Consider the following 18,358-nt stretch of genomic DNA (forward strand, 5'->3'; position numbering starts at 1 on the left):
GTCCCATCCCCATTCCCCCTCCTCGTCCCAGCATCGCCATCCAACCACAGGGGTCTGACATGGACGTTCGAGCCCCCTCCGCGTCGATTGCCGGGCCAGCGCGCCCCCGGGCCGCATGGGGCGAAAACCTGTCCGACTGTCGGACAGGTTTTGAGGCAATCGGTCCCGGGCGGGCACCCCTGTCCGTGGCCCCAACTTGGTATCCGCGCACGCATGACGTTGTGCCCCTGTCGGTCCGGCGCGGCTTCGGGCTTCATGCGGCGGAAACCTGTCCGACAGTCGGACAGGTTCTGCGGCAACCGGCCCCGGGCGGACGCATCTGCTCGTGGTCCTGTCCTGGCGCCCGTGCACGCACTCCGTTGCAGTCCGTCGCAGTGGGGCGCGCGGCTTCGGGCTTCATGCGGTTGAAACCTGTCCGACAGTCGGACAGGTTTCGCGGCAGCCGGGCCCGGGCGGGCGCCTCTGATCATGAACCGGCCTTGGCACCCGCGAATGCGCACTGGTTGCCATCCACCGCTGCGCTCCGCGAGGTGCGCGTCCTCGGGCTTCGTGCGGCGCGAACCTGTCCGACTGTCGGACAGGTTTCGCGGCAACCGGGCCCGGGCGGTCGGCTCTACCCGTGCCCCACCTTGGGGCTTCGCGCGTGAACGACGTCGCGGGCCACGGACACTCCTCGATGCGCGTGTCCGCTTGGGGAACTTCGGGTCGCGGCCTGGGTTGACGAACTGCTGGCACCCTCGCGGGCCACGACCCTTCGCCGGGCGCGCACAAGGCGACACTTCGGCGCCTCGGGTCCCGGACGTACCCTGCTGACATGGTAGTCAATCCGTTCACCTTCGTCGGACGGGTTCGTTCCGTGGGCTCCATCCTCACTGCTTCCCTTCCGTGCGTCCCGGGGCGGTGTCCTTGAGTCCGGCCCACGTGAAGGACGCTCCGCGCATCGAGCGCTTCGGGCCGGCGCTGCCCCCTTCCACGTTCACCGGCTTCGACGTGGCGGTGCTGGCCGTGCTCGCCATCGCCCTGATCTCCTACCGCACCCTCAAGACGCGCGCGGCCACGGGCCAGATGGTGACGCATACGCTCACAATCGCGGCGAAGCTGGCGGAGGTGCTGTCCACCGTGAAGGACGCGGAAACGGGCCAGCGCGGCTTCCTCCTCACAGGCGCGGAGAGCTACTTCAGCCCCTATACCCTCGCGAAGAAGACGCTGCCGGAGAAGCTCGCGGAGCTTCGCGGGCTCATCGCCGACAGCGCCGTGCAGCTGGAGCGGCTGGAGCGGCTGGAGGGTGCGGTCACGGAGAAGCTGGCGGAACTGCAGGAGACCGTGGACCTGCAGCTGCGCGGTGAGGGCCGGCAGGCCATCGCCGTGGTGAAGGAGGATCGCGGCATGGCCGCCATGCGTACCATCCGCGCCACCGTGGAGGAGATGGCGCTGGAGGAACGCTCGCTCCTCACGAGCCGCTACGGGGAGTTCCAGGCGTCCGCCAACCTGTCCCTCGCCGTCACCCTGAGCGGATCCGCGCTGCTGTTCGCTCTGCTGGGCATCGCCGCCAACACCGCCGCGTACGGCGGCGCGGTGTTCGACCGGTCGCTCAAGGGGCACATCGTCTTCTCGGACCACAGCCTGGCCACCGACAGCCTCTTCGCAGAGGTGCAGCTCCTGTCGTGCCGCAATGTGCTCATCTACTTCAACCGCGGGCTGCGGGAGCGCGCGCTGGGATTGTTCGAAGAGTCCCTCTGTCACAAGGGGTTCCTGGGCCTGGGTGCGCGCGAATCGCCGCGCTTCTCCTCGCACGAGGCCTCGTTCACCCCCGTCGTCCCCGAGGACCGGCTCTACCAGAAGCGCTAGGGAGGACCCACCCGCCATGCCCACTCCGCGCCCTGCTCCGCCCGCTGGCCGCGTCGACGCCATCGTCATCGGTGCGTCCGCGGGAGGGGTGGATGCCCTGACACACCTGCTGCCCGCGCTGCCCACGAACTTCCGGCCCGCGGTCCTCGTTGTCGTGCACCTACCGCGGAGCCTCCCCAGCCTGCTGCCAGAGGTCTTCACCTCCCGGTGCACGCTGCCGGTGCATGAGGCGAGGGACAAGCAGCCCATCCAGCCCGGGACCCTCTATTTCGCGCCCCCGAACTACCACCTGCTCGTGGACCGGGACGCGAAGAGGCCGTCGCTCGCGCTGTCCGCGGACGCCCCCGTTCACTTCTCCCGCCCCGCCATCGACGTGCTCTTCGAGTCCGCCGCGGCCCTATATGGCCCGCGCCTGGGCGGCGTCATCCTTTCGGGCGCCAACGCGGACGGGGCGCTGGGGCTCCAGGCGGTGAAACGCCGGGGCGGCGTCACCCTGGTGCAGGCGCCCGATACGGCTCGCTCGCCCACCATGCCCCAGGCGGCGCTCGCAGCCGGGCCGGTGGACTTCGTGCTGCCTCTTGAACAGATGCCCGCCGTCTTCCGGGCATGGGGAGATGGCGGTGCTATCTGACCTGTCCGTCCTCAGCAAGGAGCCCCTGCCCGTGGCGTTCCGGGTGAAGTGCCTGCTCGTCGATGACCTGGAGGAGAACCTCCTGGCGCTCTCCGCCGTGCTGCGGCGTGACGACGTGGAGGTGTACTGCGCCCGCTCCGGCGCGGAGGCACTGGAGCTGCTGTTGCGGCACGAGTTCGCGCTCGCGCTCTTGGACGTGCAGATGCCGGAGATGGACGGCTTCGAGCTGGCGGAGCTGATGCGCGGCTCCGAGCGCACCCGCGACGTGCCCATCATCTTCGTCACCGCGGGCGGGGGCGACCCCTGGCGCACCTTCAAGGGCTTCGAGGCCGGCGCGGTGGACTTCCTCTTCAAGCCGCTGGAGGCCCACGCGCTGCGCGGCAAGGCGGAGGTCTTCTTCCAGATGCACCGCCAGAAACAGCAACTGGCGCAGCAGCTGGACACGCTCGCGGAGACCCTGCGCCTCAACGAGATGTTCACCGCGGTGCTGGGCCACGACCTGAGAAACCCCCTCTCCGCCATCCTCACCGCGGCGGACCTGCTCCAGCGCCGCTCGGACGATGAGTCCGTGAAGAAGACGGCCACGCGGATGATGGCCGCCGGCAAGCGCATGGGCCGGATGATTGAAGACGTGCTGGACTTGGCGCGCGCGCGGCTGGCCGGCGGGATTCCGCTGCGCCGGGGCGAGACGGACTTCGGACAGCTGGTGCAGCGCATGGTGCAGGAGCACCAGACGGCGTGGCCGCGCCACCGCATCGAGGTGCGGCAGGACGGCGACCTCGTGGGGGACTGGGACGCGGACCGGCTGGCGCAGGTGGCCTCCAACCTCATCGGCAACGCGCTCCAGCACGGCGACACCGCGGAGCCGGTGCGCATCCTCGTGGACGGCACGCGCGACGACGCGCTGCACTTCACCATCACCAACGTGGGCGTCATCCCCGCCCACCTGCTGCCCTTCCTCTTCGACCCGTTCCGGGGCGGCCAGCAGCGCCGGGGCCGGGGAGAAGGCCTGGGCCTGGGGCTCTACATCGTCCAGCAGATCATCCACGCGCATCAGGGCGGCGTGGAGGTGCTCTCCGGCACCGGGCCCTACACGGAGTTCCGCGTGGAGCTGCCGCGCAAGGGCGTGGACGTCGTCAAGCTGTAGCGCCGTTGTCCGCGGGCACGCTGCCCGGCCCGTCCGACTCCTCCAGCGGCGGCAGCGTGTGCAGCCCCCAGCGCTGTCCCATTTGCCAGGAGACAACGCCGGAGACACCCCAGCCGGCGCGCTGCGCCTCGCGCCCCTCGAACTCCAGCCAGAAGACGGCGGTGTCCGGCCGCGCCGCCTGATCCAGACACGCCACGCGCGACAGCGTGCGCCCGTGCGAGTCCAGCGCCACGGCGAAGGGCTTGTGCGAATGGCCACAGAGCACCCACTTCGGGTGCACCGTGTCCACCAGCTTGCGCGTCACCGGATTGCCAATCCAAGGCGAGGGCAGCGGGCGCGCGGTGGCCAGCCGTTCGTCGCGGGCCTTCTGCACGATGCCCCGGGGCCACTCGTGCACCAGCAGCAGGTCCACGTCCCGCAGCGCGGACACCTGCTCCACCTCCGGCGTGCGGAAGTAGCCCGCCTGCTTCGCCGTATCCAGCGACGTGGGCCGCTTCAGCGGCTGGTCGATGAAGCGCGGCGCGTGGATGCCGGACAGGTACGCCACGCGCAACGGGCCCAGGGTGCGCAGGCCCGCGCGGCCCAGGTAGTGGACGTCCGGGGCCAGCTCCCCGCCGTCGGGCAGGTCGTGCAGCGCCTCGAAGTCCTCGTTGTTGCCGCCAATGAAGTACAGCGGCCGCTTCACGCGGCGGATGCCGTCCGCGTACCCGGCGAACTCGGCGGGCATGGCGCGCTTGGCGGCCTTGCGCCGGTGGTCGTCCGCGTGGCGGAAGGCCTCCACGTCCCCCACCGCCAGCACCAGGTCCACCCTCCGGCCGCGCGCCTGCTCCAGCGCATCCAGCCACGCCTCCACCCGGTGGAAGCGGCCATGGATGTCACCCAGCGCGGCGACGAGGAGGGAGTCCTGCGGCATGTCCGTCACTCAAGGCCTCCCGCCCCGCCCTGTCGAGTCATCCGCCCCGGTCACTTTCCAGTGACGGACGTATGGCCGCCCCGGCTACGGGCAACCCAGCGGATAGGTGACCTCCACCACCGCACCCGGGGCCGGGGCGCGCAGCCGGTCGAAGACGACGGCGTTGGCTCGCGCGTCATGGGACCAGCCATCCGTCACGGGCAGCCCGTCCACCCGGACGACGATGGCGCCCGGGTCTTCCGGCAGCTCGGACAGGGGGAAGGCGCGGTTGGGCCCGAAGGCGCTCTCCGACAGCTTCTCCAGCGACACGGCCCAGTTGGGCGTGCAGATGCTGTCCACCACGCCGTTGAGCTTCCGGGCCAGCTCCATGTACCGGCTGCCGGAGCTGCTGGAGGTGGTGCAGGTGGTCAGGTCCTCCGGGCCCACCACGGCGTTGAAGCTCACCTTGGATGGGTCGTTCCCCTTCAGGGCCAGGAGGTAGGTTTCGTAGAAGGACACCGGCTGGGCGCTGAAGTCCTCCTCGTCCGACAGGACGATGATGGCCAGCTTCGCCTCCTCGCGCAGGAAGCCGCCGTTGCCGTCGTTGGCCTGGGGCGTGCGCGGGTCGTCCAGGCCGTAGAGCAGCGGATCCGACAGCGCGCGGTGCGTCGCGTCCAGGCCCTGCTCGTTCCAGTGGCACACGCCCACGTGCGTGTTGGTGGCGAAGACGCCGGCCGCGTTGGGCGTCTCCGGCGTGATGATGCGCGGGCTGGAGCCGTCCACGGGGAACAGCCGCCCGTTCTCACCGCCCAGCGCGCCGCCGGGGCACTCGGACCAGCCGCCCGGGGACGGGTCCAGGCCGGTGGTGGTGACGCCGATGCGGTAGTCCACCTGCGCGGCGGTGGCCGCGGACAGGAAGGCCGCGAAGTTATCCCCCAGGCTCTGCTGCTCCTCCATCATGGAGCCCGAGTTGTCCACGACGAAGAGCACGTCCACGCGCGCCTCCGACTGCTGGACGAAGCGGTCCGTCTGGTCCGTCTTCGCCAGGCCCCGCCCCACGAGCCCCGCGTTGTAGACGGCGCCGTCCTTCAGCGTGAAGCGCACCGTCGCCGCGTCCTCCCCCTCCTCCACGGGCGCGTACTTCGCGGTGAGCTTCACGCGCCCGCCCGCGGGAATCGTGGCCGGCAGCGCGCCGGACACGGCGAACTCCTGGCCCGGCTGCTCCAGCTTCATGCCCGTCACCTTCACGTCCCCCGGACAGTCGTTGTAGGCCATGAACTCGCGAGTGCGCGGTCCGCACGCCAGCCGGCTGATGCCGAAGTCCACCGTGGTGGGCTGCACGGAGAAGCACCCCTGCACGCCCCTGCCCACCAGGTTCACCAGCGGGTGGCCGCGCGTGGGGTGGCTCACCCAGCCCTCCGCGAGCCCCTGGAACTCCCCTTCGCTGGACGGGTGGAAGCGCACGAGGAGCGTGGCCTTCTTGCCGGGCTCCAGCACGCTGTTGGCCACCGTCGTCGCGCGGAAGGCCGGGTCCGACCCGGACGCGAGTTGGAGCCCCGCCAGGAAGCACGCCTGCGTGCCGGTGTTGCGCAGCGTCACCCCCAGCGCCACCTCCGAGCCCACCGGCACCTGGCCGAAGTCCAGCACCGACGGCAGCGCGTACTCGCACGGCGCGAAGTTCTTCCCCTCACCCGACAGCGTCACGCCGTCCGTGGCGCTGGAGGTGCGCTGGGTGGACGTGACGGCCAACTGCCCGCTGCTCGCGCTGCCCACGCCCGCGCGAGGGCTGAAGGTGATGCCCACCGTCAGCGTGCCCCCCGGCGCCACCGGCTGGCTCGACGGCGGCTGCGCGAGCGTGAAGTAGCCCCCGGCCTGCGTGGTGAGGTGGAGCCCGGTGACGGTGGTCTCCTCGCGGCAGCGGTTGTGCACGGTGGCGTCGCGCGTGGCCGTCATGCCGAAGGCCACCGGCCCGAAGTCCAGGTGCGCGGGCGTCACCTCCACGCACGACGCGCCGCCCTCGCCCGTCAGCGTCACCTTGGGACCGGGCGACGTCGTCTTCGGCTTGCGCACGGACACCTCCACGCGGCCGTCGCGCACCCGGCCGGCCGCCGCGGGCGTGAAGGTCACGCGCAGCTCCACCACCGCGCCCGGAGTCAGCACGTCGTTGGGGAGCGCGGGCGCGCTCACCACCTTGAACACACCGGACGGATCCTCCAGGAGCGACGCGCCCTTGTAGCTGAGCGGCTCGGAGCCCAGGTTGCGCACGGTGATGCGCTCCTCGGCGGTGGCGCCCACCGCCACCCGGCCGAAGTCCACGCGCAGCGGCGTCACCTCCAGCGCGCCGGCCACGCCCATCCCCGTCAGCTTCACCACCGCGGGCTCGCAGCCGTCGCACACGGCCACGTGCAGCGCCGCCTCCGCGTTGCCCAGCCGCACGGGGCTGAAGGCCACCGGCACCTTGCGCGTCTCATGCGGCGCCAGCGTGGACGGAATCCCCGCGCCCGCGGAGAACTGATCCTTGTCCGCGCCCTCCACCGACACCACCAGCGGGCTCTCCACGTCGGAGGGGTTGCGCACCGTCACCTCGCGCATCTCCACCAGCCCCAGGTTCACGTTGCCGAAGTCGAGCGCCGTCTCCGGCACCTCCACCAGCGCCTGCACACCGCGCCCGCTGACGGGCACCTGCGTCGCCGCGCCGCCGGACGCGTCCGTGAACAGCTCCAGCTGCCCCTGCACCGCGCCCTCCACGTCGGGCGTGAAGCGCACTTCAATCTCGTGCTCCTCGCCGGCCGTCAGCGTGAAGGGTTCGAACACGGGGACGCTGACGTTGGGCAGCGACGAGCGCGCCCCCTCCACGCGGTACGACGCGCGCCCCTGGTTCGCAAGCCGCAACGTCATCGTCTTGGTGCGCCCCACCGCGGCGGGGCCGAACTCCAGGAGCTCCGGCCTCGCCGCGAAGCCCGTGCGTGCCTGCTGTGAAGTGGGTCGCTCACACGCCGCCGCCGCCGCCACCACCAACGCCAACACCAGCCATCGGAGTCCACGCATACAGAGTCCCATCCTTCCTACACGCGGCACCGGAGTCCCCCCACACAGCGCTGCACGTGGCTCCGGTCGGCTTGGAAAGGTGCAACCCTGGTGCCTGGACGTCCCAACGAGGCGCCGTCACACCGCCAACACGGCAAACGGGCGCCCACGCAGGGGAACGGCATTTAACGGGTAAAGCAGGAGATTCCACGTTTCGTGGAAGCGACTGCAAAAGCTTCACAAACGGTCGATGCCACACCGACCCCTTACCCTCGGGGGCCGTGCGACTTTCAGAGGGGACGAGTGGAGCGCGCAGGACGGCCGGGGTGCCCGTCTGGCTGTGGGGATGCGGGCGGAGGTCTGGGGTGTTTCTGCTGAACTTCTCCGGGCGTGCGCCTTTGCGTGCACCGGAACACCCTTTCAGTGATAAAGCGCGCCTCCATGTCCGAGCCCGACGTCATTTCCATCCGTGGTGCCAGGGAGCACAACCTCAAGACCGTCTCCCTGGACATCCCGAAGAAGAAGCTCGTGGTGTTCACCGGCGTGTCGGGCTCCGGCAAGAGCTCGCTCGCGTTCGACACGCTCTACGCCGAAGGGCAGCGCCGCTACGTGGAGAGCCTGTCCTCCTACGCGCGCCAGTTCCTGGGGCAGATGGAGAAGCCCCGCTACGACACGCTGCGAGGCCTGTCGCCCACCATCTCCATCGAGCAGAAGGCGGCCAGCAACAACCCGCGCTCCACGGTGGGCACCGTCACGGAGGTGCACGACTACCTGCGCGTGCTCTACGCCTCCATCGGTGTGCAGCACTGCCCCCAGTGCGGCCGCAAGGTGGGCAAGCAGAGCGCGCAGCAGATCGTCGATGAGATCATGAAGCTGCCCGCGGGCACCAAGCTCCAGGTGCTGGCGCCCATCGTCACGAACCGAAAGGGCGAGCACAAGGATTTGCTGGCGGAGGCGCAGAAGCGCGGCTTCTCCCGCGCGCGCGTGGACGGCAAGGTGCGTGAGCTGGAGGAGCGCATCGAGCTGGACAAGAAGTCCAAGCACGACATCGCGCTCATCATCGACCGGCTGGTGTTGAAGCCGGACCTGCGCACGCGCCTGACGGACTCCGTGGAGACCGCGCTGCGCGAGGGCAAGGGCACGCTCATCATCACGGACGAGAAGGGCACACTCGCATCCGACCGCGTGATGAGCGAGTTGAACGCGTGCCCCGCGTGTGGCCTGTCCTTCGGGGACCTGACGCCGGCGTCGTTCTCCTTCAACAACCCGCTGGGCATGTGCACGGACTGCAACGGCCTGGGCACGCGGCCGGAGATGGACGCGGACCTGCTGGTGCCGGACCAGACACGCAGCATCCGCGACGGCGCGATTGAACCGTGGGCCAGCGGCATGAACCGCGGCGAGGGTTGGACGGCGGACTTCGTGGAGAGCCTGGCGTCCGCGTTCAAGATTGATCTGGACGTCCCGTACGCGAAGCTGACCAAGCGGGAGAAAGACGTCCTGATGAACGGCGCGAAGGGCAAGTCCTTCACCGTGCAGTGGGGCGACAACGGCCAGTACGACATGGAGTGGGAGGGCCTGCTCGCCCGCACCATGCGCAACTTCAAGACGACCACGTCCGAAGCGCGCAAGGCGGAGCTGCAGAAGTACTTCAGCGACAAGCCCTGCCCGTCCTGCAAGGGCGAGCGCCTGCGTCCGGAGAGCCGCGCGGTGAAGGTGCATCAGCGCACGCTGGTGGACCTGAGCCGGATGACCATCACGGAGGCGCGCACCTTCCTCACGCAGATGGGCCTGAGCGCGCAGGAGGAGAAGATCGCCCAGGAGCTGCTCAAGGAGATCCGCAGCCGCCTGTCCTTCCTGGTGGACGTGGGCCTGGGCTACCTCACGTTGGACCGCACCGCGTCCACGCTGTCCGGCGGTGAGAGCCAGCGCATCCGGCTGGCGTCGCAGATGGGCAGCGAGCTGACGGGCGTCATCTACATCCTGGATGAGCCCTCCATCGGGCTGCACCAGCGCGACAACGGCAAGCTGCTCACCACGCTCAAGCGCCTGCGGGACCTGGGCAACTCCGTCATCGTCGTGGAGCACGACGAGGAGACGATGGAGGAGGCGGACTACCTGGTGGACTTCGGCCCCGGCGCGGGCGAGCTGGGCGGGCAGGTGGTGTCCCAGGGCACGCCCAAGCAGGTGATGGCGGACGAGAAGAGCCTCACCGGCGCGTACCTGTCCGGCCGCCAGGAGATTGAAATCCCCGAGTCCCGCCGCCCGGTGAACTCCAAGCATCAAATCTCCATCGTGGGCGCGACGGAGAACAACCTGAAGAACGTGGACGCGGACATCCCGCTGGGCATCTTCACGGCGGTGACGGGCGTGTCCGGCGCGGGCAAGTCCACGCTGATCAACGAAATCCTGTACCCGGCCCTGGCGCGCGCGCTCTACGAGAGCCGCGAGCCCATGGGCAAGCACAAGTCCATCAAGGGCCTGGAGCACCTGGACAAGGTCATCGACATCGACCAGCGGCCCATTGGCCGCACGCCGCGCAGCAACCCGGCCACGTACACCAAGGTGTTCGACGCCATCCGTGAAGTGTTCGCGATGACGCCGGAGGCGCGCACCTTCGGCTACGGCCCGGGCCGCTTCAGCTTCAACATCAAGGGCGGCCGCTGCGAGGCGTGCGAGGGCGACGGCGTGAAGCTGGTGGAGATGCACTTCCTGGCGGACGTGTACGTCCCCTGCGAGGTCTGCAACGGCAAGCGCTTCAACGAAGCCACGCTGCGCGTACGCTACAAGGGCAAGAACATCGCGGAGACGCTGGACTTGAGCGTGCGCGAAGCGGTGGACCACTTCGGCGCGCACAAGGACATCATGCGCGTGCTCACGACGCTCACCGACGTGGGCCTGGGCTACCTGCGGCTGGGCCAGCCCTCCCCCACCCTGTCCGGCGGCGAGGCGCAGCGCATCAAGCTCGCCCGTGAGCTGGCCCGGGTGGCCACCGGGCGCACGCTCTACATCCTGGACGAGCCGACGACGGGCCTGCACTTCGAGGACATCCGCAAGCTCTTGTCCGTGCTCAACCGGCTGGTGGAGGCGGGCAACAGCGTGCTCGTCATCGAGCACAACCTGGACGTCATCAAGAGCGCGGACTGGCTCATCGACCTGGGGCCGGAGGGCGGCTCGGGCGGCGGCAACATCCTGGCCATCGGGACGCCGGAGGACGTGGCGAAGGTGGAGGCCAGCCACACCGGGCGTTACCTCAAGCACGTGCTGGGCAAGGCGCGCCGGGCCCGCATTGGCAAGCGCGTGGACGCAGCCTGAGGGGGCCCGGTAGGGTGGGGGCATGGCCGAGACCTCGACCGCCCCCACCTCCCAGCGCTTCCCGCCCCAGATTCCCTACATCATCGGGAACGAGGCCTGTGAGCGCTTCAGCTTCTACGGGATGCGGAACATCCTCGTGGTGTTCTTCATCGACTACCTGCTGCGCAACCACGTGCCGGAGTCGGGTGCGCGGGAGGCCCAGGCGAAGTACCTGATGCACCTGTTCATGGCGGGGGTGTACTTCTTCCCGCTCCTCGGCGGCTACCTGGCGGACCGCTTCTTCGGGAAGTTCCACACCATCTTCGTGCTGAGCCTCGTGTACTGCGCGGGGCACGCGTGTCTGGCGCTCTTCGAGGACAACGCCACGGGCTTCTACACGGGCCTGACGCTCATCGCGATTGGCTCCGGCGGCATCAAGCCGTGCGTGTCCGCGATGGTGGGCGACCAGTTCACGGAGACGAACAAGCACCTGGTGAAGAAGGTCTTCGCCATCTTCTACTGGACCATCAACTTCGGTTCGTTCTTCGCGTCGCTGTTCGTCCCCCTGCTGATGAAGAACTACGGGCCGGCGGTGGCCTTCGGCGTGCCGGGCATCCTGATGTTCCTGGCGACGGTCATCTTCTGGGCGGGCCGCAAGCACTACGTGCTGGTGCCGCCCACGGGCCCCAATCCGCACTCGTTCTTCAAGGTGCTGGGCAGCGCGTTCCGGGGCAAGGACGCGGCGGGCGGCACGTGGCTGGACAAGGCGAAGGCGGAGCACCCGGCGGAGGCGGTGGAGGGCGTGAAGGCGGTGTTCCGCGTGTCCGCGCTGATGCTGCCGTTCGTGCCCTTCTTCTGGATGCTGTTTGATCAGAAGGCGTCCACCTGGGTGGTGCAGGCGCGGTCCATGGACCCCAACGTGGGCGGCATCGTGTTCCAGCCCAGCCAGATGCAGTTCATCAACCCCATGCTGGTGATGATGCTCATCCCCTTCCTGACGGCCATCGTCTATCCGGCCTTCCAGCGGATGGGCTGGGAGCTGACGCCGCTGCGCCGCATGCCTCTGGGCCTGGTGATTGGCGCCGCGTCGTTCGTCATCGCGGGCTTCTTCCAGGTGGCCATGGAGGGCGGGACGACGCTGAACATCGCGTGGCAGCTCTTGCCGTACATCGTGCTGACGGTGGCGGAGATCCTGGTGTCCACCACGGGCCTGGAGTTCGCGTACACGCAGGCGCCCCGGGAGATGAAGGGCACCATCCAGAGCGTGTGGCTGGTGACGAACACGCTGGCGAACGTGGCGGTGGCCATCGCCGCGGCGCTCAACGTCTTCACGGGCTCCGCGCAGTTCTTCTTCTACGCGGCGCTGGCGGCCGTGGCCGGCGTGGGCATGGCGCTGGTGGCCCGCCGCTACGTGGTGCGCGACTACTACCAGACGGACGCGCAGGCCCCCATGGACGGCCGCAACCCGGGCGTCGAGCCGAAGCCGGCTTAAGGCCCCAGCTGCACGGTCGGGTCCGCCGAGGCAGACGCATGCGGCCCCCGGCGGGGCAGCTCCACCGTGAAGGTGGCCCCCTGCCCCGCCTCGCTTTCGACCCGGACCGAGCCGCCCAGCCTCTCCACCAGCTGGTTCACGATGTGGAGGCCCAATCCCAGCCCACCGTAGTGGCGTGACGACACCGCGCGCTCGAAGGCGCGGAAGATGCGCGCGTGCCGCTCCGACGGGATGCCAATGCCCTGATCCCGGACCTCCAGGCGGGCCATCATGGCGTCCCCCTCCACCCGGACTTCAATGGGCCTACCTTCGCCGTACTTGATGGCGTTCGAGAGCAGGTTGGTGACGATCTGATCCAACCGCGACCGGTCCCATACACCCGGCATCGCCGTGCCGGCGTGGACCTGGAGCCGGGTTCCCGACGTGGCCAGCTCCGGGGCGAAGCGCGCCGCCACGTCCCGGACCAGCGCGGCCAGGTCCACCTCCTCGAACTCCAGATCGAGCTTTCCGGCCTGGATGCGTGAGACGTCCAGCAGGGTGTTGACGAGCTTCGCCATCCGCTTCGCCTGACGCTCGATGACCTCCAGCGAGTGGGTCACCGCGTCCACCCGCGCGGTCCCGAGCGCTCCTGTCCGGGCAAGGCGCGTCAAGCCCTGCACCGACAACTGGAGCGACGTGACCGGGGTCTTCAGCTCATGGGAGGCAATGGAGAGGAACTCATCCCGAAGGCCGATCGCCAGCTGGGCCTGCTGATAGAGGCGGGCGTTGTCCAGCGCCATCGCCGCGCGGCGGGCCAGCTCCTGGGCGAGCGCGAAATCCGCCGGGCCATAGCGGCCACCGCCCTCCATGCGGGCGAGCGTGAGCGCGCCGAGCGTATGGTCCCGCGCGAGCAGCGGCACCGAGATCCAGGACTGGAAATCGACGACCTCGGACAGGCCCTGCCCGTCCCGCACGCAGCCCAGCGACATGGAGGCGCACCCCTCCGGGCAGAACTCCGGTTCGCCCACGCGGAGCACCCTCCCCGGACCATGCTCGGCCTCCAGGTCGGGCAGCGCGCAGTGCATCCGCGCGGGCGCGGTGGCGCGCAGCGCCTTGGAGCGGGCCTCGGTGATGCGCTGGAAGGAATGCCCCCCGTCCAGCAGGTCCACCGCGCACCAGTCGGCGAACTGCTGGACGGTCAGCGTGGCCACGCTGCGCAGTGCGTCCTCGGGGGCGAGCGAGCCGGTGAGCAGCCCGGACGCTTCCGCCAGGAGCGCGGACCTGCCCTCCTGCTCCTCCGCGCGGGAGCGCGCCTGTTGCTCCCGCTGGAAGGTCTGATCGCGCTCCTGCTCGGTCCGGCGGTGCTCGGTGATGTCGATGCCGGTGCCGATGACGTACTCGATTGCTCCGGACTCGCCTCGCAGGACGTTGCTGGACCAGGAGATGAGGCGGCGCTCACCCCTGCGGGTCAGCCAGTGATGCTCGGACTGCTCGAACCCCAGCCCGGCCGCGAGCACGGCGAAGTTCGTCTCGACCCGCGCCGCTTCGTCCGGTGGCAGGAGCCGCGTCCAGAAATACGCGCCGCGCAGCTCCTCGAAGGAGTAGCCCGTCACCGCCTGGCACGCCCGGTTGAAGCGGACAATCCTCCCTTGGGGATCCAGGACGATGACCAGCGCGCGGGCCGTATCCAGGACCGCCGAGCTGAAGTCCCGCTCATGTTGGAGCGCGCGCTCGCTGTCCAGGGTCCTCGCGAAGAGCTGCCGGTGGACGAGCGCGGTTTGGAGCACGCCGCCGAGCCGCTCCATCATGCCCCGGTATTGCCGCGGCAGCCGCGGCTCGCGGTCGAAGTACAGCAGCATCAAGCTGGAAGGGGCCCCGGCGTCGTCGATGGGCACGGTCCACCGCACGAGCTCCGGCGAGGCCAGCTCCGGATAGGGCAGGTCTATCAACAGCGGCCCCGGAATCGGCAGCTGGCGGGAAGCCGAGGACAAGCCGCTCGCGCCCAGCAGCCCCACGTGTCCCCGCGCATCCGGATGGAGCCAGAGGGCGACCGCGCACCCCAGCCGCTCCGCGACGCGGTCCAGGAAGTCGTCGGCGGGCTTGCATGGATCGAGCAGATCAAGCGCCGCGACGGTGAGCTCCTGGAGCACGCTCAACAGCGCGAGCCGCTCCTCGGTGAGCTTGTGGTCCCCGTCCGCGCCGTGGTCCGCCATGCGCCACCTCACTCCCTCATCCAGGCAGGGCGACCACCACCGCTGTCTTGTTGTGGAACTGGGGGACCCCACCTCCCATGGCCCCCACCTCGCCCAAGGTCAGACAGCCCACGACCGGGACGCCCGCTCCAAGCGCGTCCTGGAACCTCGCGAGCTCGTCCCGGACGCCCTCCCCCAGGACGAGGTACCGGGAGACACAATCGAACACCACCGCGCCGCCCAGAGTGCCAGGGGTTGCCTCCCGGGCCAGGGTGGCGGCGCTGGCCGCGGCGTCGAGCAGGTCCGTGCGTTTGCCCTCCATCACGCGGACCAGGGAGCCGTCCGGGACCTCGGCGATGAAGCGCACCGAGCCGTCGGGTTCGACGGACAGGGGGTCGCGGATCACGAACTCGCCATTGGCCTGGGGAATCCCCAGCGGGTGGGTCATCGCGAAGCGGGGGAAGCTCCGCGCGTCCAGCGCGTCCCCCCGGCTCTCGGCCGTGTACCGGTAGACCTCGAAGGCGCGCTCGTAGTCGAGCTCCACGGCGGTCGAGCCCCGGGCCTTCGTGACCTGCGAGGGCGGACCATACGGAGACCAGCCGTGCTGGATGCCCACGCCAAACGGCTCCAGGGCATCGAAGGCAATCACGACCACCTGGTCCTGGTAGGCATGCCCTTTGGTGAACTGGGCCGTCTTCACGAACCGGACGTTGTTGCCCGCTCCGCCCCCCGCCCAACGGATGCCCGCGCCCGCCTCCTGTTGAGCCCCGCGCACGACCTCCGTCGAGTTGCCGCTCAGCGCGTCCGGAAGGACGAACAGCGTGCGCCGGTATCCGGGCGGCTTGGGAGGCAGCTTGCCGACGGCCTCGGCCACCGCCGCGCGCCCGGCCGCTCGCGGGCTCACACTGACCGGACCGCCCATGCCCACGCCGACGCGGAAGTCGCCGCCGCTGAAGAGCGCGATGACCAGGCCCTGGAGCAAGAGCTCCGTTCCCGCGAAGACGCCCGCCGCGCAGCACCCGGCCCAGGGGATGTCCCCGAGCTCCGCGCCGACCGCGGACGCCAACGCCGCCGCGTCGTACTGGTCCGTGCACAGCACGAGCGCGAACGTGGGGGCGTCCGCGCCTCGCAGCGCCTCCTGGCTCGCCTCCCGCGCGGCGGTGGTGCAATCCGCCGAGCGGCTCTTTCCAATCTGGATCCGCATGGGCTTTATGAATCGATACCCACGCGGGAGCGGGCGTGCAGGGACGGCAGGGCCCATGAAAAACGCCGGAGCACCCAGGGGGCGCTCCGGCGTTCGTGTTTCAGCAAGGCTGCCCTGTCCGGCTCAGGTGGCCGGGTGGACCAAGCCCTGCTGGGTCGTGGCGCGGCAGGTGTGCCCCCGGCCGACTGGGGTCAGGCATCGACGTTGAGTTCAACAGCGTCGCCCTCGATCTCGATCACGTCTCCGCTCTGAACCTCGATCTCAAGTCGCTTCCGCCCATCCCGAAGGGAGAGGAGGCGGACCTCGTTGATCGACACGCTCGGGCCCCAAGGTTGTTCTCGGGGACAGCGAAGCAGCTTCGAGCCCGTGACATGAATTCCGGCACCGCGCGCAGCCGCCTCACTCAGCCGCACCCGAACGTGGGTCTCGCCCGACGCCCACTCCGTGGTCACGGCAACCAGCGTTGCATCGTGGAGCTGGTCCCACCCAATGTTCCCGATCTGCATGGCGTTCACCCTTGATGGAGCGCAGCACGTTGAGCATCTTGATGCGCGGCCTCACCAGACGGACGCGCAGGCCCCCATGGACGGCCGCAACCCCGCGGTGGCGCCCTTCCCGTCCTCCAGCCCGACGCGAAAGAAAAACGCCGGAGCACCCAGGGGGCGCTCCGGCACTCGGGGTCAGGCTCGCAGGTGTTCGAGCACGGAGCCACGGTCCGATTCAGCGAACACGACCACCAACTCGTAGCTCTCCCCGGGCTTCCAGTCCTTCACGGCCGCATCGAGGACCTCCACATAGGTGTGGAGGTCCTTCGATGGCAGCTCAGGCAGGGCGTCATGCACCAGGACGACCCGACCCGGAGGGAGCCACGACAGGTCCCGAAGGCATTCGGAGAGCGCATCCCAGTTCCGGCCGAAGTAGTCCGGGAACCGGAGCGCCTCGGAAAGGCTCTGCATCAACTGCGCCTTGCCGACGACGCCCGCAGGCACCCTTCCCAGGTGGCTGTTCTCCAGTTGGAACCGCCCCGGGTCAACGAATCGGAAGCTCGTGGATGGCGTGCTCATGACGTCACGGTAATCCGTGTTCGGAGCGACACGCCTACAAGAAGCATCGGTTCGGAACTCCAGGGCTTCGTGGGCTGGCTGAACTGACGGACGAAAAACGCCGGAGCACCCTGGGGGCGCTCCGGCGTTCGTGCTTCAGCAAACCACCCCTGGCTCAGGTGGCCGGGTGGACGCTGCCCTGCTGGGCCGTGGGCGCCGGAGCCGGCGTCACTTCGTCCGTGCCGTGCATCATCCGCTTCAGCATGGGGGCGAGGAACAGCAGGATGACGCCCGCCAGGCCCGCGCCGATGACGATGGTGAGGAACACGCTGAACTCACCCATCTTCTCCGAGTAGCCACCCAGCACGCCGGACAGCTTGTTGGCCACCGCGTTCGCCAGGAACCACACGCCCATCATCGCGGAGACGACGCGCTGGGGCGCCACCTTGCTCACCATGGACAGGCCCACCGGCGACAGGCACAGCTCGCCCATGGTGTGGAAGAGGTACGCCATGATGACCCACCACGCCGCCGCCTTGCCGTCCGCCGCGCTCTCCTTGGAGGCGCCCAGCATGAAGGCGAAGCCCACCGACAGGAAGATGAGCCCCAGGGACATCTTCACCGGGATGCTCAGGTCCTTGCCCTTCGCCGCCAGCGAGCTCCACACCGCCGCGAAGATGGGCGCCAGCGTCACGATGAAGACGGAGTTGAAGTTCTGGAACCAGGTGGTGGGCACCTCCCAGCCGAACATGGAGCGGTCCACCTTCTGGTCCGTGTAGAGGTTCATCAGGCCGCCCGCCTGCTCGAAGCCCGTCCAGAACGCCACCACGAACAGCGCGATGATGAAGATGACGATGATGCGGTCCCACTCCTGGCGGCTGAAGGCGTGGTGCTTGCCGTCCGGCGTCGTCTTCTGCGCCTCGGTGGGGCGCGGCGCGGGCGCGAGGCCCACGTTGCCCAGGAACTTGTGCGCCAGCGTCATGAAGATGATCAGGCCCAGCGTCATGCCCACGCCGGCGGAGCCGAAGCCCCAGTGCCAGCCCACGCGCTCACCCAGCGTGCCGCAGATGAAGTTGCCCAGCACCGCGCCCAGGTTGATGCCCATGTAGAAGATGGTGAAGGCACCGTCGCGCCGGCCGTCACCCGCGGGGTACAGCCCGCCCACCATGGTGGAGATGTTCGGCTTGAAGAAGCCGTTGCCGATGATGAGGAAGCCCAGGCCCGCGTAGAAGATGGAGATGCCGGGTAGCGCCAACAGCAGGTGGCCAATCACCATCAACGCGCCGCCCAGCATCACCGCCTTGCGCTGGCCGATGAAGCGGTCCGCGATGTAGCCGCCCAAAATCGGCGTCAGGTACACGAGGCCCGTGTACGTGCCGTAGAGGCTCAGGGCATCCGCCGTGGACCAGCCAAAGCCACCCCGCACCTTGTCGGTGAGGAAGAGCACCAGCAGGCCGCGCATGCCGTAATAGGACATGCGCTCCCACATCTCGGTGGCGAACAACAAATACAGGCCCGGGGGATGCCCCTTGCGGGCCTCGCCCGCGGCGACGGTGCTTTGCATGCCGTGAATTCCTCGAACGGATTCTTGGGAGGGGGAACGAAAAGT

The 18,358-nt window shown here is 69.3% G+C and carries 12 protein-coding genes; 5 read left to right on the plus strand and 7 right to left on the minus strand.

Features of this window, described 5'->3' with window-relative positions; all coding sequences use genetic code 11:
* The first annotated feature begins 921 nt into the window (after positions 1–921).
* The 3 genes from D7Y21_RS27315 to D7Y21_RS27325 are packed head-to-tail and all read left to right on the plus strand — an operon-like array spanning position 922 to position 3,626.
* A complete protein-coding gene (locus tag D7Y21_RS27315; protein WP_233612299.1) occupies positions 922–1,848 on the plus strand; it encodes a CHASE3 domain-containing protein in 927 nt (308 codons plus the stop codon).
* A 16-nt stretch (positions 1,849–1,864) separates the two neighbouring features.
* Complete coding sequence (locus D7Y21_RS27320) at positions 1,865–2,479, plus strand: chemotaxis protein CheB (protein ID WP_121716663.1); 615 nt, start codon at positions 1,865–1,867, stop codon at positions 2,477–2,479.
* Positions 2,463–3,626, plus strand: coding sequence for a hybrid sensor histidine kinase/response regulator (locus D7Y21_RS27325; RefSeq protein ID WP_233612300.1), 1,164 nt, complete (start codon positions 2,463–2,465; stop codon positions 3,624–3,626). Before D7Y21_RS27320 ends, D7Y21_RS27325 begins: the two co-directional genes overlap by 17 nt.
* On the opposite strand, the gene D7Y21_RS27330 is transcribed toward D7Y21_RS27325, so the two are convergent.
* Positions 3,616–4,539: a metallophosphoesterase gene (locus tag D7Y21_RS27330; RefSeq protein WP_121716675.1), complete on the minus strand. Its 924-nt coding sequence runs from the start codon at positions 4,537–4,539 to the stop codon at positions 3,616–3,618. The genes D7Y21_RS27325 and D7Y21_RS27330 overlap by 11 nt on opposite strands.
* A gap of 84 nt (positions 4,540–4,623) precedes the next feature.
* Positions 4,624–7,566 carry a choice-of-anchor D domain-containing protein gene (locus tag D7Y21_RS27335; RefSeq protein ID WP_121716665.1) on the minus strand — a complete coding sequence of 981 codons (2,943 nt, stop codon included), beginning with the start codon at positions 7,564–7,566 and terminating at the stop codon, positions 4,624–4,626.
* A gap of 420 nt (positions 7,567–7,986) precedes the next feature.
* Between D7Y21_RS27335 and uvrA the strand changes: the two genes are divergently transcribed.
* Positions 7,987–10,860: an excinuclease ABC subunit UvrA gene (uvrA, locus tag D7Y21_RS27340; RefSeq protein WP_120566431.1), complete on the plus strand. Its 2,874-nt coding sequence runs from the start codon at positions 7,987–7,989 to the stop codon at positions 10,858–10,860.
* 22 nt (positions 10,861–10,882) lie between these two features.
* The gene (locus D7Y21_RS27345) at positions 10,883–12,331 is read left to right on the plus strand and encodes a POT family MFS transporter (protein WP_120566430.1); all 1,449 of its coding nucleotides are present in this window, start codon (positions 10,883–10,885) and stop codon (positions 12,329–12,331) included.
* Here the strand turns inward: D7Y21_RS27345 and D7Y21_RS27350 are convergent.
* The 5 genes from D7Y21_RS27350 to D7Y21_RS27370 form a co-directional block, all read right to left on the minus strand.
* A complete protein-coding gene (locus tag D7Y21_RS27350; RefSeq protein ID WP_121716667.1) occupies positions 12,328–14,523 on the minus strand; it encodes an ATP-binding protein in 2,196 nt (731 codons plus the stop codon). The genes D7Y21_RS27345 and D7Y21_RS27350 overlap by 4 nt on opposite strands.
* Positions 14,524–14,539: 16 nt before the next feature.
* On the minus strand, positions 14,540–15,706 hold the full coding sequence (locus tag D7Y21_RS27355) for an FIST signal transduction protein (RefSeq protein ID WP_121716669.1): 1,167 nt from the start codon (positions 15,704–15,706) through the stop codon (positions 14,540–14,542).
* Positions 15,707–15,897: 191 nt separating this feature from the next.
* A complete protein-coding gene (locus tag D7Y21_RS27360; protein ID WP_120566427.1) occupies positions 15,898–16,212 on the minus strand; it encodes a hypothetical protein in 315 nt (104 codons plus the stop codon).
* Positions 16,213–16,386: 174 nt separating this feature from the next.
* On the minus strand, positions 16,387–16,770 hold the full coding sequence (locus tag D7Y21_RS27365; protein WP_120566426.1) for a barstar family protein: 384 nt from the start codon (positions 16,768–16,770) through the stop codon (positions 16,387–16,389).
* 154 nt (positions 16,771–16,924) lie between these two features.
* Positions 16,925–18,313, minus strand: a complete 1,389-nt coding sequence (locus tag D7Y21_RS27370) for a peptide MFS transporter (protein ID WP_120566425.1) — start codon at positions 18,311–18,313, stop codon at positions 16,925–16,927.
* Positions 18,314–18,358 lie beyond the last annotated feature (45 nt).

It is taken from the genome of Corallococcus sp. AB045 (genome assembly GCF_003668895.1).
Lineage (GTDB): Bacteria > Myxococcota > Myxococcia > Myxococcales > Myxococcaceae > Corallococcus > Corallococcus coralloides.

Excerpts from the sequence above, each read along its gene's own strand:
- uvrA (WP_120566431.1), top strand. The coding sequence starts at position 7,987 with ATGTCCGAGCCCGACGTCATTTCCATCCGTGGTGCCAGGGAGCACAAC.
- D7Y21_RS27370 (WP_120566425.1), bottom strand. The coding sequence starts at position 18,313 with ATGCAAAGCACCGTCGCCGCGGGCGAGGCCCGCAAGGGGCATCCCCCG.
- D7Y21_RS27345 (WP_120566430.1), top strand. The coding sequence starts at position 10,883 with ATGGCCGAGACCTCGACCGCCCCCACCTCCCAGCGCTTCCCGCCCCAG.
- D7Y21_RS27330 (WP_121716675.1), bottom strand. The coding sequence starts at position 4,539 with ATGCCGCAGGACTCCCTCCTCGTCGCCGCGCTGGGTGACATCCATGGC.
- D7Y21_RS27360 (WP_120566427.1), bottom strand. The coding sequence starts at position 16,212 with ATGCAGATCGGGAACATTGGGTGGGACCAGCTCCACGATGCAACGCTG.
- D7Y21_RS27365 (WP_120566426.1), bottom strand. The coding sequence starts at position 16,770 with ATGAGCACGCCATCCACGAGCTTCCGATTCGTTGACCCGGGGCGGTTC.
- D7Y21_RS27325 (WP_233612300.1), top strand. The coding sequence starts at position 2,463 with ATGGCGGTGCTATCTGACCTGTCCGTCCTCAGCAAGGAGCCCCTGCCC.
- D7Y21_RS27335 (WP_121716665.1), bottom strand. The coding sequence starts at position 7,566 with ATGCGTGGACTCCGATGGCTGGTGTTGGCGTTGGTGGTGGCGGCGGCG.
- D7Y21_RS27355 (WP_121716669.1), bottom strand. The coding sequence starts at position 15,706 with ATGCGGATCCAGATTGGAAAGAGCCGCTCGGCGGATTGCACCACCGCC.
- D7Y21_RS27320 (WP_121716663.1), top strand. The coding sequence starts at position 1,865 with ATGCCCACTCCGCGCCCTGCTCCGCCCGCTGGCCGCGTCGACGCCATC.
- D7Y21_RS27350 (WP_121716667.1), bottom strand. The coding sequence starts at position 14,523 with ATGGCGGACCACGGCGCGGACGGGGACCACAAGCTCACCGAGGAGCGG.